The sequence below is a fragment of the Rhizobium sp. USDA 3886 genome, from assembly GCF_056279785.1.
Window position 1 is genome coordinate 32,066 of record NZ_JBWCDC010000001.1, and the last position, 24,237, is coordinate 56,302.

At 61.7% G+C, this 24,237-nt stretch carries 23 protein-coding genes; 16 read left to right on the forward strand and 7 right to left on the reverse strand.

Annotated elements, in window-relative coordinates; all coding sequences use genetic code 11:
* Positions 1-73: 73 nt before the first annotated feature.
* The 4 genes from ACZ9BX_RS00195 to ACZ9BX_RS00210 are packed head-to-tail and all read left to right on the forward strand — an operon-like array spanning position 74 to position 3,785.
* Complete coding sequence (locus ACZ9BX_RS00195) at positions 74-1,270, forward strand: Tm-1-like ATP-binding domain-containing protein (protein WP_476214852.1); 1,197 nt, start codon at positions 74-76, stop codon at positions 1,268-1,270.
* A 12-nt stretch (positions 1,271-1,282) separates the two neighbouring features.
* Positions 1,283-2,125 carry a phosphoenolpyruvate hydrolase family protein gene (locus ACZ9BX_RS00200; protein WP_132564334.1) on the forward strand — a complete coding sequence of 281 codons (843 nt, stop codon included), beginning with the start codon at positions 1,283-1,285 and terminating at the stop codon, positions 2,123-2,125.
* A gap of 26 nt (positions 2,126-2,151) precedes the next feature.
* Positions 2,152-2,565: a cupin domain-containing protein gene (locus ACZ9BX_RS00205; protein WP_476214854.1), complete on the forward strand. Its 414-nt coding sequence runs from the start codon at positions 2,152-2,154 to the stop codon at positions 2,563-2,565.
* Between the two features lie 32 nt (positions 2,566-2,597).
* A complete protein-coding gene (locus ACZ9BX_RS00210) occupies positions 2,598-3,785 on the forward strand; it encodes a M24 family metallopeptidase (RefSeq protein WP_476214856.1) in 1,188 nt (395 codons plus the stop codon).
* Positions 3,786-3,858: 73 nt separating this feature from the next.
* On the opposite strand, the gene ACZ9BX_RS00215 is transcribed toward ACZ9BX_RS00210, so the two are convergent.
* Entirely contained in the window at positions 3,859-4,452 is a 594-nt protein-coding gene (locus ACZ9BX_RS00215) for a DJ-1/PfpI family protein (RefSeq protein ID WP_476214857.1), read from the reverse strand.
* Between the two features lie 62 nt (positions 4,453-4,514).
* Positions 4,515-5,213, reverse strand: a complete 699-nt coding sequence (locus tag ACZ9BX_RS00220; protein ID WP_476214859.1) for a GntR family transcriptional regulator — start codon at positions 5,211-5,213, stop codon at positions 4,515-4,517.
* Between the two features lie 97 nt (positions 5,214-5,310).
* Here ACZ9BX_RS00220 and ACZ9BX_RS00225 point away from each other — a divergent pair, with 97 nt between their 5' ends.
* From ACZ9BX_RS00225 to ACZ9BX_RS00240, 4 genes are read left to right on the forward strand one after another with little or no spacing between them, the layout of a single operon-like run.
* A complete protein-coding gene (locus ACZ9BX_RS00225) occupies positions 5,311-6,345 on the forward strand; it encodes an Ldh family oxidoreductase (protein ID WP_476214861.1) in 1,035 nt (344 codons plus the stop codon).
* Positions 6,342-7,571 (forward strand): iron-containing alcohol dehydrogenase, encoded by a 1,230-nt coding sequence (locus ACZ9BX_RS00230; protein ID WP_476214863.1) that lies wholly within the window; start codon positions 6,342-6,344, stop codon positions 7,569-7,571. The genes ACZ9BX_RS00225 and ACZ9BX_RS00230 overlap by 4 nt, the downstream gene beginning before the upstream one ends.
* Before the next feature lie 14 nt (positions 7,572-7,585).
* The gene (locus ACZ9BX_RS00235; RefSeq protein ID WP_476214865.1) at positions 7,586-9,073 is read left to right on the forward strand and encodes an NAD-dependent succinate-semialdehyde dehydrogenase; all 1,488 of its coding nucleotides are present in this window, start codon (positions 7,586-7,588) and stop codon (positions 9,071-9,073) included.
* A gap of 11 nt (positions 9,074-9,084) precedes the next feature.
* The gene (locus ACZ9BX_RS00240; RefSeq protein ID WP_476214867.1) at positions 9,085-9,909 is read left to right on the forward strand and encodes an alpha/beta hydrolase; all 825 of its coding nucleotides are present in this window, start codon (positions 9,085-9,087) and stop codon (positions 9,907-9,909) included.
* Between the two features lie 668 nt (positions 9,910-10,577).
* Here ACZ9BX_RS00240 and ACZ9BX_RS00245 read toward each other — a convergent pair.
* From ACZ9BX_RS00245 to ACZ9BX_RS00255, 3 genes are all read right to left on the reverse strand, one after another.
* Positions 10,578-12,467 carry a diguanylate cyclase gene (locus tag ACZ9BX_RS00245; protein WP_476214869.1) on the reverse strand — a complete coding sequence of 630 codons (1,890 nt, stop codon included), beginning with the start codon at positions 12,465-12,467 and terminating at the stop codon, positions 10,578-10,580.
* 720 nt (positions 12,468-13,187) lie between these two features.
* Positions 13,188-14,651, reverse strand: coding sequence for a sulfatase family protein (locus ACZ9BX_RS00250; protein ID WP_476214871.1), 1,464 nt, complete (start codon positions 14,649-14,651; stop codon positions 13,188-13,190).
* Between the two features lie 17 nt (positions 14,652-14,668).
* Entirely contained in the window at positions 14,669-15,622 is a 954-nt protein-coding gene (locus tag ACZ9BX_RS00255; RefSeq protein WP_476214873.1) for a dihydrodipicolinate synthase family protein, read from the reverse strand.
* Positions 15,623-15,780: 158 nt separating this feature from the next.
* Between ACZ9BX_RS00255 and ACZ9BX_RS00260 the strand changes: the two genes are divergently transcribed.
* From ACZ9BX_RS00260 to ACZ9BX_RS00295, 8 genes are all read left to right on the forward strand, one after another.
* Complete coding sequence (locus ACZ9BX_RS00260) at positions 15,781-16,506, forward strand: FadR/GntR family transcriptional regulator (protein WP_476214875.1); 726 nt, start codon at positions 15,781-15,783, stop codon at positions 16,504-16,506.
* Positions 16,507-16,535: 29 nt separating this feature from the next.
* Positions 16,536-18,122 carry an ABC transporter substrate-binding protein gene (locus ACZ9BX_RS00265; protein WP_476214877.1) on the forward strand — a complete coding sequence of 529 codons (1,587 nt, stop codon included), beginning with the start codon at positions 16,536-16,538 and terminating at the stop codon, positions 18,120-18,122.
* A gap of 70 nt (positions 18,123-18,192) precedes the next feature.
* Positions 18,193-19,152: an ABC transporter permease gene (locus ACZ9BX_RS00270; protein WP_027510054.1), complete on the forward strand. Its 960-nt coding sequence runs from the start codon at positions 18,193-18,195 to the stop codon at positions 19,150-19,152.
* A gap of 1 nt (position 19,153) precedes the next feature.
* On the forward strand, positions 19,154-20,029 hold the full coding sequence (locus ACZ9BX_RS00275) for an ABC transporter permease (protein WP_476214880.1): 876 nt from the start codon (positions 19,154-19,156) through the stop codon (positions 20,027-20,029).
* A gap of 10 nt (positions 20,030-20,039) precedes the next feature.
* The gene (locus tag ACZ9BX_RS00280) at positions 20,040-20,957 is read left to right on the forward strand and encodes a dihydrodipicolinate synthase family protein (RefSeq protein ID WP_476214882.1); all 918 of its coding nucleotides are present in this window, start codon (positions 20,040-20,042) and stop codon (positions 20,955-20,957) included.
* 2 nt (positions 20,958-20,959) lie between these two features.
* Positions 20,960-21,970 (forward strand): ABC transporter ATP-binding protein, encoded by a 1,011-nt coding sequence (locus tag ACZ9BX_RS00285; RefSeq protein ID WP_476214884.1) that lies wholly within the window; start codon positions 20,960-20,962, stop codon positions 21,968-21,970.
* Between the two features lie 3 nt (positions 21,971-21,973).
* Positions 21,974-22,942, forward strand: a complete 969-nt coding sequence (locus tag ACZ9BX_RS00290; protein ID WP_476219849.1) for an ABC transporter ATP-binding protein — start codon at positions 21,974-21,976, stop codon at positions 22,940-22,942.
* Between the two features lie 23 nt (positions 22,943-22,965).
* Positions 22,966-23,289 carry a sulfatase-like hydrolase/transferase gene (locus ACZ9BX_RS00295; RefSeq protein WP_476214886.1) on the forward strand — a complete coding sequence of 108 codons (324 nt, stop codon included), beginning with the start codon at positions 22,966-22,968 and terminating at the stop codon, positions 23,287-23,289.
* 126 nt (positions 23,290-23,415) lie between these two features.
* Here the strand turns inward: ACZ9BX_RS00295 and ACZ9BX_RS00300 are convergent, their stop codons facing one another.
* Positions 23,416-23,679, reverse strand: coding sequence for a hypothetical protein (locus ACZ9BX_RS00300; protein ID WP_027510059.1), 264 nt, complete (start codon positions 23,677-23,679; stop codon positions 23,416-23,418).
* A 222-nt stretch (positions 23,680-23,901) separates the two neighbouring features.
* A complete protein-coding gene (locus ACZ9BX_RS00305; RefSeq protein ID WP_476214888.1) occupies positions 23,902-24,141 on the reverse strand; it encodes a hypothetical protein in 240 nt (79 codons plus the stop codon).
* Between the last annotated feature and the right edge of the window lie 96 nt (positions 24,142-24,237).

Sequence of the window (24,237 nt, forward strand, 5' to 3'; positions counted from 1 at the left end):
TTTGCAAGCGCCGTTCGAGTGGCCGTGAAAGTGAGGCAAGGCGGGGGGTGGACCACCTGGTCACGGAGGGGAAATGAAGCATATTTACGTGGTCGGCACGGCCGACACGAAGGGCGAGGAGCTTGCCTATCTCGCCGCTTGCATCGAGACGGCAGGCGGCGCTGTGGTGCGGGTAGATGTCGGCACGCGCGCGCCTGCGGCCGCCGTCGATATAAGCGCCGGGACGGTTGCGGCATGCCATCCGCAGGGTGCTGGGGCCGTTCTTGGCTGCGACGACCGCGGCAGGGCAGTCGAGGCGATGGGTATTGCCTTCTCGCGCTTCCTCGTTGAGCGTCGGGACATTGCCGGCGTCATCGGTATCGGTGGAGGCGGGGGCACCTCGATCGTCACCGCAGGCATGCGCCAATTGCGGCTCGGCCTGCCAAAGATCATGGTCTCGACGCTCGCGTCCGGCGATGTTGCTCCCTATGTCGATGTTTCCGACATCGTGATGATGCCCTCGGTCACCGACATGGCAGGCCTGAACCGGCTCAGCCGGGTCATCCTGCACAATGCTGCCCAGGCGATCACGGCCATGGCCAGCCGGCCGGCCGAGGTAACGGCATCCAAACCGGCCCTGGGTCTTACCATGTTCGGGGTCACGACACCTGCCGTAGCCGCCATGGTCGAGCGCCTCAGGGCGGACTACGACTGCCTGGTCTTCCACGCCACCGGCACGGGCGGACGCACGATGGAGAAGCTTGCCGACAGCGGGCTTGTCTCGGGCGTGCTCGACATTACGACGACCGAGGTCTGCGACCTGCTTCTCGGAGGCGTCCTGCCTGCCACTGCGGACCGTTTCGGCGCGATTGCCCGCACGGGCTTGCCCTATATCGGCTCCGTCGGCGCGCTCGACATGGTGAACTTCTGGGCGCCAGAGACGGTTCCCGCGCACTATGCCGGCCGGCTTTTCTACCGCCACAATCCGAACGTCACCCTTATGCGCACGACGGCTGCCGAATGTGCCCAGATTGGGCGCTGGATTGGTGAGAAGCTCAATCTCTGCAACGGCCCCGTACGCTTCCTCATTCCCGAGAAGGGCGTCTCGGCCCTCGACATCGAAGGCGGTGTATTCTTCGATCGGCAAGCCGACGCCGCGCTCATTGCCGCGCTCGAGGCGACGGTGAAGCCGACGGCGTCGCGACGTATCGTCCGCCTGCCGCTCCATATCAACGACCCGCAATTCGCAGAGGCCGCCGTCGCGGCCTATCGTGACATCGCCAACCCCTGAGAGACAAAATCGATGCCAGCCATACCTCGCAAGACCATCCTCGAAAAATTCCACGGCATGATCGCAGCCGGCGTGCCGATTGTCGGCGGCGGCGCCGGCACGGGCATCTCCGCCAAGGCCGAGGAGGCCGGCGGCATCGACCTCATCATCATTTACAATTCCGGGCGCTACCGCATGGCAGGCCGCGGCTCGGCGGCAGGCCTTCTTGCCTATGGCAATGCCAACGAGATCGTGAAGGATATGGCGCTCGAAGTGCTGCCCGTGGTGAAAAAGACGCCGGTGCTTGCCGGCGTCAACGGCACCGACCCCTTCGTGCTGATGCCGCGCTTCCTCGCCGACCTGAAGGCAATGGGCTTTTCCGGCGTGCAGAACTTCCCCACAATCGGCCTCTTCGACGGCCGGATGCGGCAGAGCTTCGAGGAGACGGGCATGGGCTACGGTCTGGAGGTCGATATGATCGCCACCGCCCACGGGCTCGACCTTTTGACGACGCCCTATGTCTTCAACGAGAGCGAGGCTATCGACATGACGGTTGCCGGCGCCGACATCGTTGTGGCGCATATGGGTGTGACAGTCGGCGGCACGATTGGCGCCACCTCCGGCAAGTCGCTCGATGATTGTGTCGATGAGATCACGGCGATCACAAAGGCTGCGCGCTCCGTGCGGGACGACGTCATCGTGCTCTGCCACGGCGGCCCGATCTCCATGCCGGAGGATGCGCGCTACATCCTCGAGCGTTGTCCTGGCTGCCACGGCTTTTACGGCGCAAGCTCGATGGAGCGCCTGCCGGCAGAGGCGGCGATCCGCAAGCAGACGGAAGATTTTAAGGCGCTCGCCATCGGAGCGATCGTCTGAGGACGAACATGGGAGGAGCCTATTTCATGGCAAAGGACAAGTACTTCATCTATCCGGAGGATGTGAGCGCCTTCGGTTTCGACTGGGGCAAGCTGTCGCTGACGGTGGCGCCCGAGGTCAACGGCGCCAGCCGATTTTCCGGTGGTGTCGTCGATCTGCCGAGTGGTGAGGGTCATACCCGCCACAATCATCCTGGTGCCGAGGAAATCATCTTCGTGATTTCCGGCGAAGGCGATCAGATGGTCGAGGACGAGAACGGCAATCCGATCACGCAGAAGGTCGGCCCCGGCTGCACCATCTATGTGCCGGAAAGCCGCTTCCATTCGACGAAGAACACTGGCGCCGGCACGATGCAGCTTTTCGTCGTCTACTCGCCGGCGGGGCCGGAGCTTGCGCTTCGCGCGCTGCCTGACTTCCGCCTGCTGCCGCCGGGCGACTGAAGCCGGGCCTTACATTTTCTGGGAGGAAAACGGTGAACAACAATGCAGGGAATACAAGGCCCGCCGTGTCGCCATTCGATACGGCCAAGCTTGACCGGCTCATGGAGGAGGCAGGTATCGACGTCATCGTCGCCACCTCGAAGCACAACACGCAATATCTGATGGGCGGCTACAAGTTCATCTTCTTCGCCGCCATGGATGCGATCGGTCATAGCAGGTACCTGCCGATGGTGATCTATGAGAAGGGCGCGCCAGACCACTCGGCGTATGTGGGCAACCGCATGGAAGGCGCAGAGCACCATAACAATCCGTTCTGGACGCCCGCCGTGCATACGGCGACTTGGGGCACGCAGGATGCCGCCGGGCTCGCCGTCGATCATCTGAAGAAGATCGGCAAGACCAGCGGGCGCATCGGCATCGAGCCGGCCTTCCTGCCATCCGACGCTCGCGATCTCCTTGCCTCGCGGCTGGATGGTGCCCGGTTCGTCGATGCCACGCATGCGTTGGAGCGGCTGAGGGCCGTCAAGACGCCGGATGAACTGGCAAAGCTGAGACGCGCCTCCGAACTAATCACCGATTCGATGCTGGCGACGATCGCGGCGGCCCGCGCGGGCTCGACCAAGGCGGAAATCATCGAGCAGCTCCGGCGGGAGGAAACGAACCGCGGCCTGCACTTCGAGTATTGCCTGCTAACGCTCGGCGCCAGCCACAACCGCGCCGCCTCGCCGCAGGCCTGGGCCGAGGGGGAGGTGCTGTCGATCGATTCCGGTGGAAACTATCACGGCTATATCGGTGACCTCTGCCGCATGGGCGTGCTCGGCAAGCCGGATGCGGAGCTGGAGGATCTTCTGGCCGAAGTGGAGTCCATCCAGCAGACGGCTTTCGCCGGGGTTAGGGCAGGGGCTACGGGCAGCGAGATGATCGTGGCGGCGGAAGACGTGCTCAAGGCCTCCCCGTCGGCGGCCTTCACCGACTTCTTCTGCCACGGCATGGGCCTCATCAGCCACGAAGCGCCGTTCCTGATGACGAACCACCCTGTCGCCTATGAGGGCATCGATGCCGACAGGCCACTGGAAGCGGGCATGGTGATCTCGGTCGAGACGACGATGCTTCACCCGAAGCGCGGCTTCATCAAGCTGGAGGATACGCTCGCCATAACCGATGGCGGCTACGAGATGTTCGGCGACCGCGGTCGCGGCTGGAACCGCGGCGGCGTGTGATTGCATCCCGACCGCAAAAAAGAGCCCGGCGGGTGTTATGCCTGCCAGGCCTTTCGATTTTGCTCGCGTCGTCTCAAGTGTGGCGGATTTCCGTTCCCAGCACCTTCAGGCATTCCCGGATGAAGGCGGCGAGCGCAGTCCAGCCCTTGGCCGAAACCATCGTGCCATCGACATAGGCCTCGGTCGGAGAGAGGTCGATGTATGTGCCGCCTGCCAAGGTGACTTCGGGTTCGCAGGCCCCAAGTGCACCCACCTTCTTGCCGCGAACGACGCCATCGACCGCAATCAGGATTTGGACGCCATGGCAAATGGTGAAGATCGGCTTCTTCTCCTCGTGGAAATGGCGCACCATCGCCTGCACCCGCTTGTCGGTGCGGATATATTCCGGCCCGCGCCCGCCAGCGCAATAGACGGCGTGATACTGGTCGAGCTGGTTCTCGGCTTCGGAAAACGTCTTGTTGATGGTGACGTTGTGCCCGAGTTTTTCGGTGTAGGTCTGGTCGCCCTCAAAATCGTGCAGCGACGTCCTGAGGATGTCGCCGGCCTTCTTGTCCGGGCAGACGACGTGCACCGTATGGCCCACAGCCTCCATCGCCTGCTGATAAACGAAGATTTCGTACTCCTCGGTGAAATCTCCGGTGAGCATCAGGATTTTCTTGCCTGGCATGGGTTCTCCTCCTCGTTGTCATGTCATGTCTGGCGGGCACGTCCTTGCCTGCCGGGGGTTGCTCAGATCTCGTCGAACGCCGGCAACAGCCGGTCGCGCGAGTGTTCGATATGGATGCGCATTGCGTTCGCCGCCGCGTCGGGGTCGTGCGCGGCGAAGGCATCGAGCAGCGTCTGGTGCTCGCCGAGCGCCTCCTCGGTCACGCGGCGATGGAACATCAGGCGGAAGATGTGAAAATGCGTGTGCTGGAATGCTAGCATCTCGCGGATCAGCTCGTTGCCGGCAAATTCCATGATGCGGTCGTGGAAAATGGCGTCTTGGCGGGCGAAGGCCGAATAGTTCGCCCGCTCGTCGCTGTTGTCGCTGCGCGTCATAACGCCTGCGGCCTCCGTCAGGATCGCAAGCCTTTCGTCATTCATCGCTTGGGCCGCCTTCGCAGCGCCGGCCGGCTCCAGCAGCAAGCGGAGTTCATAGAGCTCGTCGAAGCGGTGGCGTGTGATCTGAGGCGCGGCGCGATAGCCGACGAGGTGCTGCTTGACGACGAGGCCCTCGCCTTCAAGCCGGCCGAGTGCTTCGCGGATCGGCGTTTGGGAGACGTTGAACTCCTTGACCAGGTTGTCGACGGTGATGCGCGCGCCCGGCGCGATCTTCAGCGACATGAGCTGGTTGAAGATCGCTTCGTAGACGTCGCCTGCCAGACTGTTGGCGCGCGGTATCTGGGTCGTACCCGCTGAAGGTTCTTTAGGTCTCGTCGAAATCATCTGCCGCCTTGCCTCTTGACAGGTTCAATCGCTAGCACGATGCTGCGGTCAAACGCAATCCTATATCCTATACGATTTAATATAGGGAGGAAAAATTATGCGAATATCGGAAGCGGCGGCCCTCGCGCTCGCCACCCGCCTGCTGGAAGAGCACGGCGCACCGCGTGACCATGCGGCTCTGCAGGCCCGCGTCCTAGTGACGGCCGAGATGAAGGGGCACCCTTCGCACGGCCTGCACCGCCTTCAGCGACTGCTCGAACGGATCGAGCGCGGTGTCATCGACCCGGAAACGAAGGGTACGCAGTGCTGGCGGGCGGATTCCGTGATGGAGGTGGAGGGCTCGTCGGGGTTCGGCCCTGTCGTCGCCATGGCCGCGATCGAGCGGCTGGCGCCCCACATTCCCGATCTCGGCATCGGTCTCGTCGCGATTCGCAATGCGAACCATCTCGGCATGCTAGCGCATTATGTCGAGGCCATCGCCGCATTGGGTTTCGTTGGCATCGCGCTCTCGTCGAGCGAGGCGCTGGTCCATCCCTTCGGCGGCACGCGGGCCATGCTCGGCACCAACCCCGTCGCGATCGCCGTGCCGACCGCCGGGGAGCCGCTCGTGCTCGATCTTGCCACCAGCCTCGTGCCGATGGGCAAGATCCATCACCACGCAGTGACCGGCAGGCCGATTCCTGAAGGATGGGCGCGTGACGCGGATGGCCACCCAACGACTGATCCGGTGCGTGCAAAGGCCGGCGCGATAGCGCCCTTCGGCGACGCAAAGGGCTACGGCCTCGGCATCGCCATGGAGTTGCTGGTGGCAGCGCTTGCGGGTTCGGCGCTCGCGCCGGATGTGCGCGGCACGCTGGACAGCCAGTCGCCATGTAATAAGGGCGACGTCTTCATATTGATCGAGCCCAGCCTGGCGCCCGGACTTCCGGCGCGGCTGTCGGCCTATCTCGATGCCGTGCGTGCCTCACCCCCGGCGAGGACCGGCGAACCGGTCCTCGTTCCGGGCGATCGTGCCCGCCGGCGGCGGGCGGCGGCGAGCCGCAACGGCTTCGATGTCGACCAGCGCCTCTGGGAGGACCTCAACGCGCTTTCCCGCTCCCGAATTCTGGCCTTCGAAGGGCAAAGATCATGAGCCTATTTGCCGTCCTGAGGCTGCCGCGCGAAATCTTGTTTGGTATCGGCCAGCGCCATGCGCTTGCGAGTGTCGCGGGCAGGACCGGCCGGCGCGCACTCGTCTGTACGGACGCGCGTTTTGCCGCGACACCCGTCTTCGCTGAAATGATTGCCGCGCTCGAAGCTGCCGGCATCGTTGTGCTGGTGCATGACCAGACGCTGCCGGACGTGCCGCGCGATACGGTCGCACTTTGCGTCGAGGCCGCGCGCGGCTTTGCGCCCGACATGGTGATCGGCATCGGCGGCGGCAGTTGCCTCGATATGGCCAAATGCGCCTCGCTGCTGCTCACCCATGGCGGCGGGCTCGGCGATTACTACGGTGAGTTCAAGGTGCCGGGACCCGTCCTGCCGGTCATCGCCGTGCCGACGACGGCGGGCACGGGCTCCGAGGTCACGCCCGTGGCGGTCATCTCCGATCCAGACCGCACGCTGAAGGTCGGCATTTCGAGCCCCTACCTCATTGCCGCAGCGGCGATCTGCGACCCGGAACTCACCCTCTCCTGCCCGCCGGAACTCACCGCAATTGCCGGTGCGGATGCCCTGACCCATGCGATCGAGGCCTTCACCGCGATGCGCCGGCCCGGCGATCCGGAACTCGCGCAGCAGCATGTCTTCGTCGGCAAGAGCGATCTCTCGGACCAGTTCGCGCTGCATGCCATCCGGCTCCTCGGCCGGAGCCTGGAAAATGCCTTCGCCAACGGCTCGGAAATCGATGCGCGCGCCGAGGTGATGATGGGCGCGCTTGCGGCAGGCTGCGCCTTCGGCACGGCGGGCACGGCGGCGGCCCATGCGGTGCAATATCCGGTCGGCGCCGTGACCCATACGGCGCACGGCCTCGGCGTCGCGACCATGCTTCCCTATGTGATGACCTATAATCGCCGCGTCGCGAGCGCCGAAATTGCTGTTGTCGGCAGGGCGCTTGGGCTGGATCCCGCCGGTGTGGAAGACGAGGAGACGCTTGCCGATGCGGCAATCGGCGAGGTGAGCCGCCTTTTCGCCGCGATCGGCATCTCGCCGACGCTCGCCACGCTTGGCCTGCCGGAAAACCGGCTCGACTGGATCGCCGAGCAGGCGCTTGGGATTGGCCGTCTGATCAAGAACAATCCGCGTTCCCTGGATTCGGCCGCCATGCGCGGCCTCGTGCGCGCCGCCTATGATGGCGACCTGGCCGCTTCCGCCCTCTGACCCTGAGAAACATCATGAACGCCAACCAGCATCCTTCGCAGCCCGGCCACGATCGCTTCGGGTTCAGCTCGTTCTCCGATGGCCTTTATATTGGCGGCGCCTGGCGGTCTGCCGCGGGCGAGAGCCGGATCCAGGTGATCGATCCCTCGACCGAGGCAGTCATTACCGCCGTGCCCGATGCGACCGTCGCGGATGCGGCGGCGGCCGTCGAGGCCGCTGCAAGCGCGGCGGAAGGCTGGCGCGAGACGTCGCCGAGAAAGCGTTCCGAGATCCTGCGCCGCTGCTTCGAACTCATGATGGAACGCTCCGAAACGCTTGCCACACTCATTTCGCTCGAGAACGGGAAGGCGTTGCGCGACGCGCGCGGCGAGGTGGCCTATGCGGCGGAATTCTTCCGGTGGAACGCGGAGGAAGCGGTGCGCATCTCCGGCGAGTTCGGCATCGCCCCGTCCGGCACGAACCGGATCGTCGTCGATTACCAGCCCATCGGCATCTGCGTTCTCATCACGCCGTGGAACTTCCCGGCCGCCATGGCGACACGCAAGATCGCGCCAGCCCTTGCCGCAGGCTGCACCGTCATCCTGAAGCCCGCGAGCGAGACGCCGCTGACGGCCTATGCGCTTGCCGCCCTCTACGAGGAGGCTGGCGTGCCGCCAGGCGTCGTCAATGTCCTGACGACATCGACGCCAGGCCCGGTCACCGCCAACATGCTGGCCGACCCACGCGTTCGAAAACTGTCCTTCACCGGCTCGACGGGCGTCGGCCGTATGCTTCTGGCGGAAGCGGCGAAGAATGTCATCTCCTGCTCTATGGAACTCGGCGGCAACGCACCGTTCATCGTTTTTGACGATGCCGATATCGACGCGGCGATCGAGGGCCTGATGGTAGCGAAAATGCGCAATGCAGGGGAGGCGTGCACGGCCGCAAACCGCATCTATGTCCAGTCCGGTATCCACGATGCCTTTGCGGAGAAATTCACCCAACGGATGGCCGCCCTCAGGGTCGGCCCGGGTGTGGCTTCGGATACGGAATGCGGTCCGATGATCACGCGCAAGGCGGTGGAAAAGATCGACCGGCTCGTTGCGGACGCCATTTCGCGGGGAGCGCGTGTTCTCTGCGGCGGACAGGCACCGGCAGGACGCGGCTTTTTCTATCTGCCGACGGTGCTTGCCGATGTTTCTCCGGCCTCCGACATGAGTTGCGAGGAGATTTTCGGTCCGGTCGCGCCGCTCTACCGTTTCGAGAGCGAGGCGGAGGTCGTCGCCATCGCCAACGATACGGAATATGGCCTCGCCGCCTACATCTATACCCGCGACATCGGCCGTGGCATGCGCGTCGCCTCGAAGGTGGAGGCAGGCATGGTCGCGCTCAATCGTGGACTGGTCTCCGATCCCGCCGCCCCCTTTGGCGGTGTGAAGCAGAGCGGCCTTGGACGTGAAGGAGGGCAGCATCACGGTATCGCGGAGTTCATGGAAGCCAAGTACATTGCGACAAGTTTCTAAAGGAGGAACCTGTGGCCGCCGATCCGTTCCGCATTCGCGACCATGTCGCAGGTTTCGACGACATTGTCAGCGATATCCGTGCCCGTAGCCTTGCCACCCGCCGCACCGTCGCGATGGAGGCCAACGTCGCCTACGGTCGTGAGGCGGGCGAGATGCTCGACATCTTCCTGCCAAATGGTGCCGGCTCGGACATGCCGATCCACATGTTCATCCATGGTGGCTATTGGCGGATGTTCTCCAAGGAGGACTATTCCTGCGTCGCTGAGACCGTCACCCGCGCCGGGGCTGTCGCCGCCATCGTCGATTATTCCCTGATGCCCATGGCGAGGATGGACGTCCTAGTCGGTCAGGTCCTGAAAGCCAAGGCTTTCCTGCTGGCGCATGCCGGTCGCTTTGGCGCGACACCGAATAGATTTTCGGTCAGCGGCCACTCCGCTGGTGCACATCTTGCGACCTTTCTCTTCAATCGCTCGGTAGCGCCCTCGGGCGTAATTGCTGCTTTCCTGCTCGGCGGAATATACGATCTCGAACCCTTGCAGACGTCTTTCCTGCGCGACGAGATCGCCTTGAGCGACGAGGAGGTGCGACTGTTTACGCCGATGCGTCAAGAGCACGATCCTGCAACGCGCGTAACTATCATGACCGGCGAGTTGGAAACTAACCCCTTCAAAACCCAGGCAAATGCATTCAGGGACGTTCTTGCCGCCCAAGGGCTTGAAGCGCGAGCGTCGCACGTTGCAGACGGGGATCACATGAGCACGGTACGCGATCTCGCCGTCGTTGGCACACCTGTGGCGGCAGCATTGCACGCCTTTATTGCCAATGATGCCTGCTAGAAACCGCGGTGATGCACCTGTCTTCGTTAAGATTCTTGGCCACGAGCCGATGGCCCGCTTGGAGAACCGCCTACGAGAGGTCGCGACCGATACCGCGCGAGCTTCCGGTGATGAGCCATCGTTGGGCCACTACTTTTCTCCTTCCGTCGGTTTGCCTACTCGGCGCACTCTTGGCGTCATGCTTGCTCGCTATGGCGCGAACCGGGCCTTCCCGTCGGGAGCAACCCAAAACCCCAGTGCTGTGAGCACCTGTTGCGGACCGGTGCCCCGGCGGCGGCTGCGACAGATGTCCGGTGGGCGGTTGCGCCGGCGAGCGCCAGTACAGGGAACGACGCGTGTCGCAGGAGGTCCGGCCGACGAAGGAGGTCTTGACCATGACAGGAGAGGTTCGATGGTTTGCCGGTATCGATTGGGCAGCGGAGCGCCACCAACTGTGTCTGCTGAATGCAGGCGGTGAGCCTGTTGGAGAGCGCTCGGTGCTGCATGGCGGCGGACAAGGTCCATCACTGGGTTTCTCCGCTCGGCGTTTCCGACACGATCGCTTCCTAAGCGCGTAAACTTGCGTCGCCGAACACTGCCGGCCAAAATCTCAAGACGGTGAATAGACACCGTCCCAAGGGTATCGGCAACACGCCACGGTGACCCCGCGGAGGTCGGCAGGTAGATTATCACCCTGCTCTTGCAGCCGATATCTGGTCGGTAGGGGATTGCACCTTGATCTGATTGCGGCCCTGTTCCTTTGCCGCGTACAAAGCCGCATCCGCTGCCGCCAAGAGCCGTCGCGTATCCGAAAGCAAGACATCTCCTCCGGTTGAGGATATGCCGATGCTGGCCGTCACCCTGCCGAATTCGCTGGTTGCATGGGGAAGATTTTTCTGGCTGAGGAGGCGCCTGAATTCTTCCGCCACAGCCATGGCCCCGGTTTCATCGGTGTTCGGAAGCAATACCACGAACTCCTCGCCACCATAACGCGCGACAATATCAGTCGACCGTTTCACCGATTTTCCCAGACAGTTCCCCACGGCACGCAGGCATTCGTCGCCGGCAAGATGACCGTAGGTATCGTTGTACAGTTTGAACCTGTCGACATCGATCATCAGAACGCTCAAGGGGATGTCGGTTTCACGACACTTCTCCGCCTCGTGCGCGAAGGCGGCGTCAAAGGCTCTGCGATTTGCCAGGCTCGTTAAACCGTCCGTGTCGGCGAGCGATCTCAGTTGCTTTGCAGAAAGCTGGAGCGCCGCTTCAGCCTGTTTCGTCACGGTAATGTCCGACACAACCACCATAGCTGTCCCGTCATGCGCAAGACGTGTCTTGAGGGCGCGCCAATCACCATTCTTGAGCTGGATCTCCTCGTCCTTGTTCATATGCAAGGTCGCCGCCGCCGCCTCGATCCACTTCTCTGGCGTCTCCTCCGGCAAGCTGATCCGTTCACCGGCTTCGATTATGCGTTGAAGAATTTTCGTGATGTGCGCACCAATGACCCGCGCGTCACGCGACAACGGGAAGGCGTCCCGATACTGCTCATTGCAAAAGATAAGAAAGCCCTTCTTGTCGAACATTGCGAAGCCTTCGGACATGCCATTCATGGCAAGCGTCAGCAGGTTCCGTTTTTCACGGAGCTCGCGCTCGAGGTCGACGCGCTCGGTAATGTCCCGTGTCACGCCCGCAAGACCGATAATCTGCCCTTCGCTGTCCCGGAGGGGAACTTTTGATGCCAGCATGTGGCGGTCTCCCATGCGCTCGAGGAAATCGACAAGCGGCTTGCCAGTACGAATGATCTCTTGCTCTCGATGGTACAAGTCTTCCGCGTCCGGAGCCGTGCGCAAACTGAAATCCGAAAGTCCGAACATCTCAGCCGGCGAGGAGAAGTGAAAAAGGCGCGCCATGTTGTTGTTGACAGCAATAAACCGGCTGTCCCGGTCCTTCACATAGAGATAGTCGGGCGATTGTGAGAAAGCGGTTTCCAGCACCTGCCGTTCCAGCTTCAATCTGGCCGTCTTCAGCATGATCAGACCACAGACGATCGTGGCCACACAGTTCATGAGGACAAGCGGAACGCCAAAAGCCGACGCCGCTCCCGACTTTGTGAGGCTGGGCAGGGTCACCAACATAATGGACAATCCGAGCCCAAGCCCCGTGGTCACAGCCGCGAGCTTGTAAATGTCAGCCGTTTTCCGTCGAAAGGCGAAATGGACTACCGCGCCTATGGCACTGATGACCAGTATGGCAACGGCGCCGTCGAGGGCTCCGGCACCACCGGCGGTGGCCCGGAAGACGATCGCCGGAATTGCCGCAATCGCAGCCGCAATCGCGCCGCCAAAAAGCCCTGCAAGTGCAAGTGGCGCGAAACGCAGATCGATGTAGATGCCGGGCGCGAATTGGATCGCAAGCATCATGGAGCCGACGGACGTGACGCCCGCGATAATTCCCCAAAGAGGCCTTCCAAGCCCGATCAGCGATTTCTGATACCAGGTCGAAAAGTGCGCCCACATGGCAACGGCAAGCGTCACAAATGCAAGATTGCCTGCGAATTGCTCCCAACTGCCTGACGTCATCTTTTTTCCTACAGCTCGGCTGAATCCCGGTTGTATCATCAGACTGGTTTGCGATGGATTAACCTGCTTCAGAGGTATCGCGCAAAACGGATCCTGCGACGCTTGTAATCGATCGCTTCTTGAAAAGACCGGGGCAAGCTGTTCAAGGCAATTAATCCTCAGCGGCGACATCACTACGGCAGGACGACTGTTAAAAATGCCCGAGCGTGAGAAACAGACCAGCCCAGAACACTGCCGACAATTCGGCGCCCACCAAGAATCCAATCGTTCGATCGTGCATTCGCTTCTCCTCCAGTGAACTGAGGGGCCGCCGTCGCGTTTCTAATGGTTTCTAATAGGCGAGCCTTAAGTACCTTTCCCAGGCCAGCATATTTACGGATGCTGCAGGAGGCGCGATATCGTGAGATCTCGGGAGGTGAGAGAGGAAGAAGAGAAACCCGAAGCACCGTTCCAAGTCTTTTGCCACTAAACTTTCATTCAGCGGCGGTTAGAGCCTCGGCCTCTGGTGTCAATGTACCACTTGCTCGGTGATAGCAGCTTTGTATCTGGCATCCGTCCCGATCGTCAGTGAGCATTTCGGAGTTTTGAATACGACTTGACAAGGCAAATGGTCGATAGGCCAACAGTCGTCGAGCGCGGCTCCCCGGGAGTGGCCATCCTCGACGACTTTTACCGCGTTACTGCCGAGCCGGTTGAATGGCCACCCTAGGGCGAGGAGTTCTATTTTATTCTGTTTTGCAGACGCTGGGTCGCGTTGGGAATGGACGAGGTTGCGCGCGGAATTGCTGTCGCTGCTTCATAGTGGAGAAACGAGGTGATGTCGTTGAGCAGCATGAGTTCGATGGCGGCGTAGGTGGGGTCGCCTGAGACGTTCACGGTCTCTCGTGGGTCGGTCTGGAGGTCGAAAAGCTCTCGTTGGCTCGAGCCGTCGCTGGTGTAGAGAGTAAGCTTGAAGCGTTGGTCTCGCGCCATGGTCGCCTGCATCGACGGATCCCAGAGGCTGCCGCTGTCGTTTACGCCGGAGTTGCGGTAAGCACAGATTGCGCTGCTGCGCTTCGTTGCGTTCTGCGATGCCATGGCCACGAGGTCCTCGCTCTCGGGGCATGATTGCGTGTCGAGGCCCGCTGCCGCAAGACATGTGGCCGCAACGTCGCGGCCCTGTGCAAGTGCAGTGCATCGGGTGCCGGCGGCGAGATGACTTGGCCAGCGCAGGAGCAGCGGCACTCCGACCGTAGGCTCGTAGAGTGCGGCTCCCTTGACGAAGAGCCCATGGTCGCCAAGCTGGTCGCCGTGGTCGGACATGAAGATGACCAGCGTATCCTTAGTCAGACCCGCATCGTCCAGTGCCGTTAGAACTCGGCCGATTTGCTCATCAAGGAACGCAATCGAAACGGCGTAGCCGATGCGGATCTTGCGGATTTCCTCCGGCGAGAAGTCCGTGAAACGTCCGAGATAGGACCCTTGCTGCTCCCTCTGGACGCATTCGGGTTGCGTCGTGCGCGAAACGATCGGATCTGCGATCTTCGCCGCGTCAATTCGATGCCGAAACGTGGAGGGATAATCCTCATAGGGATCGTGGGGATCAAACAGGCTCATCAGGCAAAAGAACGGCTGCCGTTCTGCTTGCATCGACTGGATGAACGCGATGGTCCGGTCCGCTGCCCACCTGCTCATGTGCAGGGCCTCGGGATGATGAAGTTCGCGGCGGCCGTTGCGCTGAAGGGCTGCGAGGAAGTCCGGCGCAGTTTCGCGAAGCCAGGCGGTATAGCCGTTGAAGGGGCTCTGCATGGCGACCGACGGTTCCAGGCACCATTCATAGATATCGAAACCGTCATGCGGGTGCCGATGGTCTGCCTCCTGCACCCGGCTGCTGACGTGCAGCTTGCCAAAAAGCGCGGTCCGATAGCCAGCCTCCTGTCGCAGCCGCTCAGTGAACAACATCTCGTCTAGCGGCAGGTTATCGTGCACCCGCAGCACCCCGTGACCTGGCACCGGCTTGCCCGTCAAGATGCTGGCGCGTGACGGGGTGCAGATGGGATTGTCGACCGTGCAGCACTCAAAAACCGCGCCGGCGTCGCCGAGCCGGTCGAGATTGGGAGTAGGGATCCAGTCGCAGCCATAGACGCCAAGCGTATCTCGACGCTGCTGGTCTGTCATTATCATCAGAATGTTTGGCGGTATCATGATGTTTACCTTGATGATTACGGCATAATTTCGGGGAGGGCGGCCCTGGCTTTCTCCCGCAATTCCGGAACGATCGAGGGATCGATCCAGCGATACGGCCGGCGGAGCCGCGTGCCGATGTCCGCCCATCCTCCGATCGCCGCCAACAGCTTGTCCAGTGCGGCGTTCGAATAGCCGTGCACTTTTGCCAGGGGCGCTATGTGGACTTCAAGGAAGGTGCGCAGCCGCTTCTCCACCTCGAGCGACTGATCGATGTCACTGGCCATCAACGCGGTCCATCGTTGAGCCCCCGAAGGGCTTAGGCAGGCAACGTTCGAGAACGCCCCAACCGCGACGCCTTGTTCGACGCCTGTCGCAAGATGATGGCCCGGAACATAAATTCCCCACGCGTCGAGCCACTGACGGGCTTGCTCGTACCAGGATGATTCTCCGTCTCCGAGCTTGATGCCGACGATCTGCGGTACCGGTGCGAGGATCGCAGCCAGTTCGGTCGGGGCAAAGACACGCTTGGCATGCGGTGGCTGGTAGAGAATCATCGGTACCGAACCGGCCGCCTCAGCAGCCATCCTGAGGAAATCTGTCGCCTCCGCCCCTGTCACCGGCCACCAGTCGGGAAGGATCACCTGGATTGCCTCCGGCTTGAGCTTTGCCGCCCGACGCACGCGTTCAAGGGATATCCGGGGATCAGGCTGGCAGGCGCCGACGACAAAAGGCGTCGCAGCGGCGCTGCAGCGATCTGCCAGCAGTTGTTGGATACCGTCGAACTCGGCCTCTGTTTGATTGTGGAATTCACCCGCAGTGCCGTTGGAGTAGATACCGTCCACACCGGCCGCGATCAGCTCGTCGATTTCATCAGTGAGGCGCGAGAAATCGATCGAATCGTCCTCGTTTATCGGCAGCAGCAGCGTCGCCCAATTTCCTCGAATGCGGCCCCATCGGCCATCCTGCCGTTCGAATTTTGCAATTGCCACATCCACCTCCCTTTTGCGGCACCCGGATCCGCGCGGGGCTGCCAGCGGCAAGGCGTCTCTCCCCAACTCAGATCTTATCTTTCATATATCGACTTGCAAGATATCCTACAAGTCGATATACTTAGCACATCGAAGCGAAATTGCACTGGGGGTCATTCTTGGCCAAGCCGATAAAGCCGCTGGAGCGCCCGCCGCTTCTGCACGTCAGCGTTCAGGAGAGCCTGCGCAGCTATATCGAGGACAATAATCTTGCGGCTGGTGCTGCTCTGCCGCCTGAGACTTTCTTGGCGCAGCAGTTGGGGGTCGGTCGAAATTCCGTGCGTGAGGCGATCAAGGCGCTGGAATCGGTGGGCATCCTCGAGACGCGGCGCGGCATCGGCGTTTTCGTCAAGAAATTTTCGTTTGGGCCGCTGCTGGATAACCTCGCCTACGGGCTGCAGGCGTCGCTGCGCGATGTCGAGGAGCTGCTGGAGATCCGCCGCGTGCTGGAAGCCGGTCTCATCGACAGAACCATCGAGATGATGGACGAGCAGGACCTTGCCGAGCTTCGGCGCATTACCGATCGCATGCGCCAGCACGCCGAACGCGGTGAAAGCTTTGCCGAGGAAGATCAGCAATTTCATCAGCTTCTGTTCCGCTGCCAGAACAACAAGATGCTGAGCGCGCTGATCGATATCTTCTGGTCTGCTTTCTACAAGGCCTCGGGCTTCGCAAATCTGGCCAGTCCTAACCCCCTGGCGACCTGGCGGGATCATCATGAGATCGTCGAGGCCGTGGCGGCCCGAGATGTCGAGGCCGCGCGCAGGCGTCTGAGCGAACACTATTCCGGAATTAGGCGAGTCATCGCGACGAACCGGCCCGAGGGGGCTGAGCCGGTCCAGTAACAAAATAAACAACACAAGAGGAGGAGAGCATGCATCGACGGAATTTCGGCCGCCTTCTGGCAGCGGCGACCTTTGCTTTAGCCGCCACCACGGCGATGGTGCCTGCGCCGGTTGCGGCGCAGACGGAAAAGACCATTACCGGTGGCTTTGACGTCGGGCCGGGCGGTTTCCCCGGCAACTTCAACCCGCAAACCGCCACCGCCGGCTTTACCTGGCTCAACACTTATTTCGAGCCGCTGATCATCTATACGTCCGATCTCTCAAAGCTCGTCGGTGCGCTGGCATCCGATTTTGCCGTCGGCGAAGACAATCTGACCTACACATTCAAGCTTGTCGAAACGAATTGGCACGACGGCAAGCCTTTCACGTCGGCAGACGTCAAGTTCACTCTGGAACTCGCCAAGAACGCCGAGAGCGGCAGTATTTTCGCCGCGCGGCTCGCTGGCATCGCATCGATCGAAACGCCTGACGAGCACACGGCCGTCGTCAAGCTTAGCAAACCCAACTCGGCATTCCTGTCCGTCTTGTCGCAGGTGATGATGCTGCCGGAACACGCCTTGTCGTCCATGGACGTCAAGGAAATTGCCAAGAGCCCGTGGTGGTCGACAAAGCCGGTCGGCACCGGTCCTTTCAAGTTCACGAAGTATGTCAGCGATCAGTATGTCGAAATGGCGGCCTATGACGGCTATCGGGGCGGCAGGCCGAAGGTTGATCGCCTGATCAACCGGTATTTCGCTAATCCCGCTGCAGCCGTCTCGGCGCTTTCGGCGGGAGAAATCCAATTCACCTTCGCCGAACCCGACGACGCCAAGACCTTCAAGGGCAATGACAACTTCCGTGTCATTGAAGGCGACTCCTATGTCGTGAACTACATCGGCTTTAATCACAGGGCTGGAATCTGGAACGACCTTCGCGTGCGTCAGGCGGTCATGCATGCCATCGATCGAAACGCGATCATCTCGAGCTTGTTTGGCGGCGCGGCCAAGCTGGCCAACTGCGGCTATGTCGCGCCGCAGCTCGTTGCGAAGGATCTGAGTGACTATGCCTATGACCCGCAGAAGGCGAAAGACCTGCTCGCGGAAGCCGGCTGGGAGAAGATCAACGCCGACAAGCCGATCCCGTGGCTGACCTATTATAATACGCCGCAGGTCGCCAACGTCATGGCCGCGATCCAGGCGATGCTGGCGCAGGTAGGCATCAACGTGGTTCCGCGCGCCCTCGACGTCCCGAGCTACAACGGGATCGTGCGAAGCGAAAAGTGGCCGGAGTTCCCGCTGGTCTATGCCGGGCTGCAGAACGGGCCAAACCCCGCCTCGCTCAACGTCGGCTTGAATGCCGCCCAGATACCGCCGGCCGGCAACAACATCATGCGTGTCGAGATGCCTCAGCTCACCGAGGCATTGAACACCGCGATGGCGGAAACCGATCCGGCCCAGGCGGATGCCAAGTGGCAGCAGGTCTGCAGGGAAATGAACGCTCAGCTTCCCTGGAGCCCGATGTGGGTCGCAAGCCGCTATGGCGTCGTGTCCGGCAAGCTCCAGGACTTCTTCTGGACGCCGGCTCCCGGTGGCGGTCCGTTCGTCTCCCATCCCGAGAAGTGGGATATCGCTCCATAATGTGCGGGTGAGCCGAGGCGGTCGGACTATCATGTCCGGCCGCATCTCCGGCTGGCCCTGTTGGTGAAACATGCTGCAATACATCCTCCGCCGAGCGGCTGTCGGCCTGCTGATGCTGCTGGCGCTGACCGTCCTCATCTTCACGCTGCTGCGGCTTACGCCCGGCGACCCCATCGATGCCTATATCAACCCATCGGTCCCGATGTCGGCCTCGGACCTTGTGGTGCTGCGCACGCGCCTTGGTCTCGACCAGCCGCTGCCGGTGCAGTATCTCGCCTGGCTCGGTGCGGCCGTTACCGGAGATTTCGGCTATTCGATCCAGCGCGGCGGCGAACCGGTCTTGCCGCTTGTCCTCGGCCGCATCGGACCGACGATCCTGTTGATGTTCAGCGGGCTTGCCATCTCCGTCGTCGTTGGAATTGCGACCGGCATTCTTGCCGCGGTCCGGCGCAACGAGCTCACCGATCTCTCGCTTTCAACAGCGGCCTTCGTCGGAATTTCGAGCCCGGCCTTCCTGACGGCGCTGCTTGGGCTCTACATGTTTGCGGTCGTCCTGCGGTGGGTGCCGGCCGGCGGGATGCTGACGCCCGGCGCTCCCTTTTCCGTCGGCGACCTGATGGCGCACCTCATCCTACCGGCCGTCCTGCTGTCAATCGGCCATGGTGCGCTGATCATGCGGTACATGCGCTCTTCGCTGCTTGAGGTGCTGTCGCAGGATTACGTGCGCACGGCGCGCGCCAAGGGCGTCCGCGAGTTCTGGGTCATCGTCAAACATGCCGTGCGCAATGCCTTGCTGCCGGTGATCACGTTGATCGGGTCGACCATCGGCATCGCCATCGGCGGTGCCATCTTCATAGAGAGCGTTTTCGACTGGCCGGGCATGGGCCTCTTGATGATCAACGCGGTCGTCCGGCGCGACTATCCGGTGATCATGTGTGCGACGCTGCTCACCGGCGCCTGCGTCATACTCGTCAACCTGCTGACCGACATCGCCTATGCCGCCGTCGATCCGCGTATCAAGGTAGCGTGAGATGACCAGCTTGACGAATACCGGTTCGGCCGGCCCCATCCGTCGTGCTATGTCGCGCTTTCTCAACAACGGAGCGGCCGTGGCCGGTTCGGTTATCCTGATTCCGATCCTGCTGCTCACGCTCACCTATGATCTATGGTGGCCTTACAGGCCCAACGACATCGACCTGCTGGCAATGAATCACGGCCCCTCATCAGCCCATTGGCTTGGAAGTGACGGCGTGGGGCGCGATATCATGGCGCGGCTGTTGCAGGGCGGGCGGACCTCGCTGCTGGTGGCAACCACCTCGATGGCGATTTCCACGTTCATCGGTTTCTTCGTCGGAGCAGTCGCCGGCTTCGCTGGGCGCGTCGTTGATGGTGTAACGATGCGGCTGGTGGACCTTGCCATGACCTTGCCGCCGGTTATTTTCCTCCTGGTCCTCGCCTCGATCGTCGGTAGCGGCATCATGCCGACGATCCTCGTGATTTCGCTGCTCTCGTGGCCGGTTCTCTCGCGCATGATACGGGCCCGGCTCCTGGAACTGCGTGAGCGGGACTTCGTCGTGGCGTCTCGCGGCATGGGCGCCGGCCTCTGGCACCTTTTGGTTCGGCATGGCCTGCCCAATACGATCGATATTCTCGTGGTCTATGCCACCCTGCAGGTGGCGAGCGGGATCCTGCTGGAGGCAGGCCTCTCATTCCTTGGGCTCGGCGTCACGCCACCGGAAGCGAGCTGGGGCAATATGCTGAACGCCGCCCGCGCGACCAACGTGCTCGAAAATTATCCCTGGCAATGGATGTTCCCTGGCGCGGCGCTCGTCGTAACCGTTCTCGCCATCAACTTCGTGGGTGATGGGCTTCGCGATGCCTTCGACCCGCGCTCCGAACTTAACTGAAAGGTCGCACATGCCCCTGTTTACCGGCGTCATTCCACCCGTCGTCACCCCGCTCACCACGGCTTTCGAAGTGGATTATCCTTCATTCAAACGTGTCATCGACCATCTGCTCGATGGTGGCGTGCACGGCCTGTTCGTGCTCGGTTCGACCAGCGAGGTCGTGTTTCACGACGAAGCCGCGCGGCGGCGCATCATCGAACATGCGGTGGAGCAAGTGCGCGGCCGCGTGCCGATCTTGGTTGGCGTAATCGATCCAACGACAGAGCGCGTGATTGCCCATGCAAGGGTAGCGCAATCGGCGGGTGCCGATGCGATTGTCGTGACTGCCCCGTTCTATACGCGCACCAATCAATCTGAGACCATCGATCACTTTCGCTATATCCGGGAGGCGGTCGACATACCGGTGATTGCGTACGACATACCGGTCTGCGTCGGCACCAAGCTCGAACGCCGGACCACCGTCACGCTCGCCCGCGAAGGCACGATCGCTGGGCTTAAGGATTCAAGCGGTGATGATGGCAATCTTCGCTATGTCATGACCGACACGGCTGATTTACCCGACTTCTTCGCCATGACCGGATCCGAGATCGTCGCCGACAGCGTCGTGAACATGGGAGCGCATGGCATCGTGCCCGGCCTCGGCAATGTCGATCCGCACGGCTATGTGCGCCTCTGGAATCTATGCCAGGCGGGCGATTTTATCGCGGCGCGCCGGGAGCAGGAGCGGCTTTGCCAGCTTTTCGAGATGGTCTGGGTCAGTCTGGCGAGGACCAGTGCAGGCTCCGCGGGCGTCGGTGCCTTCAAGACCGCCATGCGCAGGCTGGGGGTCATCGACACCAACATCATGGCCCGTCCGCAACGATCCCTCAACGACGAAGAGGCGGCGATCATCGATCGCATTCTGCGCCAAACCGGGCTTTTGGATTGATCATGAGCACCGAGCCGATCCTCGACATTTCGGGACTGACCACGGAGTTTCACATCGCCGATCGCGAGGTCGTCGCCGTGCGCGACCTCCATCTCACTGTGGCGACGGGAGAAACCGTTGCGTTGGTGGGAGAGTCCGGCTCGGGAAAGTCGGTGACGAGTTTGTCGATCATGGGTCTCCTGCCGCGCGGCGTCGGCCGTATCGCCGCGGGCACGCTTCGCCTCAGACGAAAGACGGGAGAAGTCGTCGAACTGCAGGCCATTGGCGGCGAGGCACTGCGCCGCGTGCGCGGCAACGACATGGGTATGGTGTTTCAAGAACCGCTGACCAGCCTCAACCCGGTCTATACAATCGGTGAGCAGATCGCCGAACCAATCCGCATTCATATAGGCAAGTCCCGTCGCGAGGCCTTGTCGGATGCCATCCAGTTGCTGGAGGATGTCGGCATTCCCGACCCGCGCCGGCGTGCCGGACAATATCCACACGAACTATCGGGCGGCATGCGGCAGCGCGCGACCATTGCCATGGCACTGTCATGCAATCCGACGCTGCTGATCGCCGACGAGCCCACGACGGCCCTCGATGTTACCATCCAGGCGCAGATCCTCGACCTGCTCGCCCAGCTGCAACAGGAACGCGGAATGGGCATGTTGTTCGTCACCCATAATCTCGGGGTTGTTGCCGAGATCGCCGACCGCGTGGCTGTCATGTATGCCGGTTCGCTCGTCGAGACCGGTCGTGTGGCGCGAGTGTTCTCCCATCCGCGCCACCCCTACACCAAGGGGCTGATGCGCTCGGTGCCGCGCCTTGGAACTGCGACGCGTCTCAAGGAAGCGGGTACGCCGCTGCCGACCATCGCCGGATCGGTCCCGAGCCTGATGAACCTCCCCCAGGGCTGTCCATTCGCTCCCCGCTGTCCCTATCGGATAGAGGCCTGCTCGCAGGCTTACCCGCCGCTCGTCGATGCCGGCGAGGGCCAGTTCAGCCGCTGCATCCGGTGGCAGGAGATCTGAATGATGTCACAGCAACACTTCCTTGAGGTCAGTGGGCTGACCAAAGATTTTGCCCCGGTGGCATTTGGGCGCGGGCCGGTCGTCCGTGCCGTCCGGGATGTCTCGTTCAACATCAGACGCGGCGAAGTCGTCGGCCTTGTCGGGGAATCCGGCAGCGGCAAGACAACCATCGGCCGCATGGTCGCGCAACTGGTCGCGCCTACTTCCGGCAGCATTCGTTTTGACGATGTCGAAACGACGAGCCTCACTCGTCAGGAACTCCGCCGCCTGCACGCGCGCGTCCAGTATATTTTCCAGGATCCCTTCGCGAGCCTCTCACCCCGAATGACCATCGGTGAAATCCTCATGGAAGGGCTGGATATCCAGCGGATCGGCAGCAAGTCGGAGCGGATCGCCAAGGCCGCTGAGGCTCTCGCATCGGTTGACCTGCCGCCCGAAGCGATTTCCCGCTATCCGCACGAATTTTCCGGCGGTCAGCGCCAGCGCATCGGCATTGCGCGGGCGCTAACGCTTGGACCTGACCTGCTCGTCGCCGACGAGCCGGTATCGGCGCTCGACGTTTCGATCCAGGCGCAGATCGTCAACCTCCTGCGCGACCTGCAGATACGGCTCGGCCTTACCATGCTGTTCATCGCGCATGATCTTGCGGTGGTCGAATATGTCGCCGATACCGTCGTCGTGCTCTATCTCGGGCGGATCATGGAAATGGCGCCCAGCCGGGAGCTCTATGCGAGCCCGCAGCATCCCTACACGCGCGCCTTGCTCTCGGCCGTTCCATCGCTCGATCCGGCTCGACGCACGAGCCGGCAGATCCTCAAGGGTGATATCCCAAGTCCGGCCAATCCTCCAAGCGGCTGTGTCTTCCGTACCCGCTGCCCGGTCACGATCGAGGCCTGTGCGAACATAGTGCCACCGCTGCGAGAAGGGGCGAAAGGACACTTCAAGGCCTGCATCCGTGACGATCTCGACTGATCGAACAGGAAGGCCTCTCAACCATGAAGAACTTGCTCTTCATCGGAGTCGATCAGATTCGAAGGGACCGCTTCGGACCGGACAAAGCCGTTCCGGTAAAGAATCCTAGCCTCGATCGGTTGGTCGAGAGCGGCGTAATCTTCGACCGCGCCTATTGCACTTTGCGGCTCTGCACTCCATCCCGCGCCTCGATGTGCACCGGCGATTACGCGTTCACCCACGGTATGGGCACCAACTGCGACATGTATCATGTGCGCGAATTGGCGCTGCCGGAGCGGAAGTTGCATAGTGATCTTCGTCGCGCCGGCTATCACTGCTTTGTCGGCAAAGGCACGTGGGTGTGGTGAAGCGCCCGGTCACTATGGTTTCGAGGGCGATGCATCAACCGGCTATAGGGCAGGCTCGGTCGCGGACTTTTCGATAGATGTGCTTGCCGCCGAGCGGCAGGGCGACGGGCCGACCGCCGACGGCGCTTAAGGATTGGCGCACTTGTCAGTTCGAGCCATGTGGCCGCCGTGCTGCTTGGCGACCGAGTTTCGCTCGAGGAGATGTTCAAGCATCGCTTCGTCCAGTCTTGTCCGAAACTCACCTGCGTCGGCTTCTCCTTCGGTCGCAAACTTCATCAAGAACCCTGCGGCTGTGATTGCGGTTCGATCACGGACCGACATATCGTGGTGGGCGCAAAAATCGTTCAGGACCTTTCGCATGATGGTGACCTGCCAAAGTTCGACACTCATGACTTGGTCTCCTTTGCTGAATGCTTCGTTCGAGTTCGCTGAGCGGGTACGGTCGTCAGAATAGGGGGAAGATGTCGCAGGGATGTGCCCGAGATGTCGGAGACCTGTCGCGGCGGCGTTGTGGGAAGCGGGTCGCGGCGCGGAAACTTGATCGGCAGTTGGGAGATACGCTTAAACCGCCGATCTCCTTAGAACACAGACGGTTTCGGCATACTCGGTGCGTCACGAAACGCGCTTGTTGCGCGCTTTTGCGATGCATGACAGCAGCAGTGAATTTTGAGACATCTTGTTACAAGCTGGGCTCAGGCAGGTAAATCTTCGCGACAGACAAAGCCGTAGCGTTGCTTCCATGATGACGCGTGACGCACCAAGAGATCGAAAGTAGCGGCGTTTCTCCTGCCCGTGATCTTCCGTCGGCAGTTCTGCCACCCAAGAATTGACGGCGGCTGCGCCGGCAAACATGACGTTCGTCCGCGCAGGCCCGATCCACAGCAGCACTTTGGGCTGTGAAACTTTGATACATTTTTTCCGATGCGGACGGGTACTCCCTTCTATAAG

Excerpts from the sequence above, each read along its gene's own strand:
- ACZ9BX_RS00265 (WP_476214877.1), top strand. The coding sequence starts at position 16,536 with ATGCATCGACGGAATTTCGGCCGCCTTCTGGCAGCGGCGACCTTTGCT.
- ACZ9BX_RS00280 (WP_476214882.1), top strand. The coding sequence starts at position 20,040 with ATGCCCCTGTTTACCGGCGTCATTCCACCCGTCGTCACCCCGCTCACC.
- ACZ9BX_RS00290 (WP_476219849.1), top strand. The coding sequence starts at position 21,974 with ATGTCACAGCAACACTTCCTTGAGGTCAGTGGGCTGACCAAAGATTTT.
- ACZ9BX_RS00305 (WP_476214888.1), bottom strand. The coding sequence starts at position 24,141 with ATGTTTGCCGGCGCAGCCGCCGTCAATTCTTGGGTGGCAGAACTGCCG.
- ACZ9BX_RS00235 (WP_476214865.1), top strand. The coding sequence starts at position 7,586 with ATGAACGCCAACCAGCATCCTTCGCAGCCCGGCCACGATCGCTTCGGG.
- ACZ9BX_RS00200 (WP_132564334.1), top strand. The coding sequence starts at position 1,283 with ATGCCAGCCATACCTCGCAAGACCATCCTCGAAAAATTCCACGGCATG.
- ACZ9BX_RS00195 (WP_476214852.1), top strand. The coding sequence starts at position 74 with ATGAAGCATATTTACGTGGTCGGCACGGCCGACACGAAGGGCGAGGAG.
- ACZ9BX_RS00300 (WP_027510059.1), bottom strand. The coding sequence starts at position 23,679 with ATGAGTGTCGAACTTTGGCAGGTCACCATCATGCGAAAGGTCCTGAAC.
- ACZ9BX_RS00220 (WP_476214859.1), bottom strand. The coding sequence starts at position 5,213 with ATGATTTCGACGAGACCTAAAGAACCTTCAGCGGGTACGACCCAGATA.
- ACZ9BX_RS00205 (WP_476214854.1), top strand. The coding sequence starts at position 2,152 with ATGGCAAAGGACAAGTACTTCATCTATCCGGAGGATGTGAGCGCCTTC.
- ACZ9BX_RS00285 (WP_476214884.1), top strand. The coding sequence starts at position 20,960 with ATGAGCACCGAGCCGATCCTCGACATTTCGGGACTGACCACGGAGTTT.
- ACZ9BX_RS00275 (WP_476214880.1), top strand. The coding sequence starts at position 19,154 with ATGACCAGCTTGACGAATACCGGTTCGGCCGGCCCCATCCGTCGTGCT.
- ACZ9BX_RS00295 (WP_476214886.1), top strand. The coding sequence starts at position 22,966 with ATGAAGAACTTGCTCTTCATCGGAGTCGATCAGATTCGAAGGGACCGC.
- ACZ9BX_RS00225 (WP_476214861.1), top strand. The coding sequence starts at position 5,311 with ATGCGAATATCGGAAGCGGCGGCCCTCGCGCTCGCCACCCGCCTGCTG.
- ACZ9BX_RS00245 (WP_476214869.1), bottom strand. The coding sequence starts at position 12,467 with ATGACGTCAGGCAGTTGGGAGCAATTCGCAGGCAATCTTGCATTTGTG.
- ACZ9BX_RS00270 (WP_027510054.1), top strand. The coding sequence starts at position 18,193 with ATGCTGCAATACATCCTCCGCCGAGCGGCTGTCGGCCTGCTGATGCTG.
- ACZ9BX_RS00230 (WP_476214863.1), top strand. The coding sequence starts at position 6,342 with ATGAGCCTATTTGCCGTCCTGAGGCTGCCGCGCGAAATCTTGTTTGGT.
- ACZ9BX_RS00215 (WP_476214857.1), bottom strand. The coding sequence starts at position 4,452 with ATGCCAGGCAAGAAAATCCTGATGCTCACCGGAGATTTCACCGAGGAG.
- ACZ9BX_RS00250 (WP_476214871.1), bottom strand. The coding sequence starts at position 14,651 with ATGATACCGCCAAACATTCTGATGATAATGACAGACCAGCAGCGTCGA.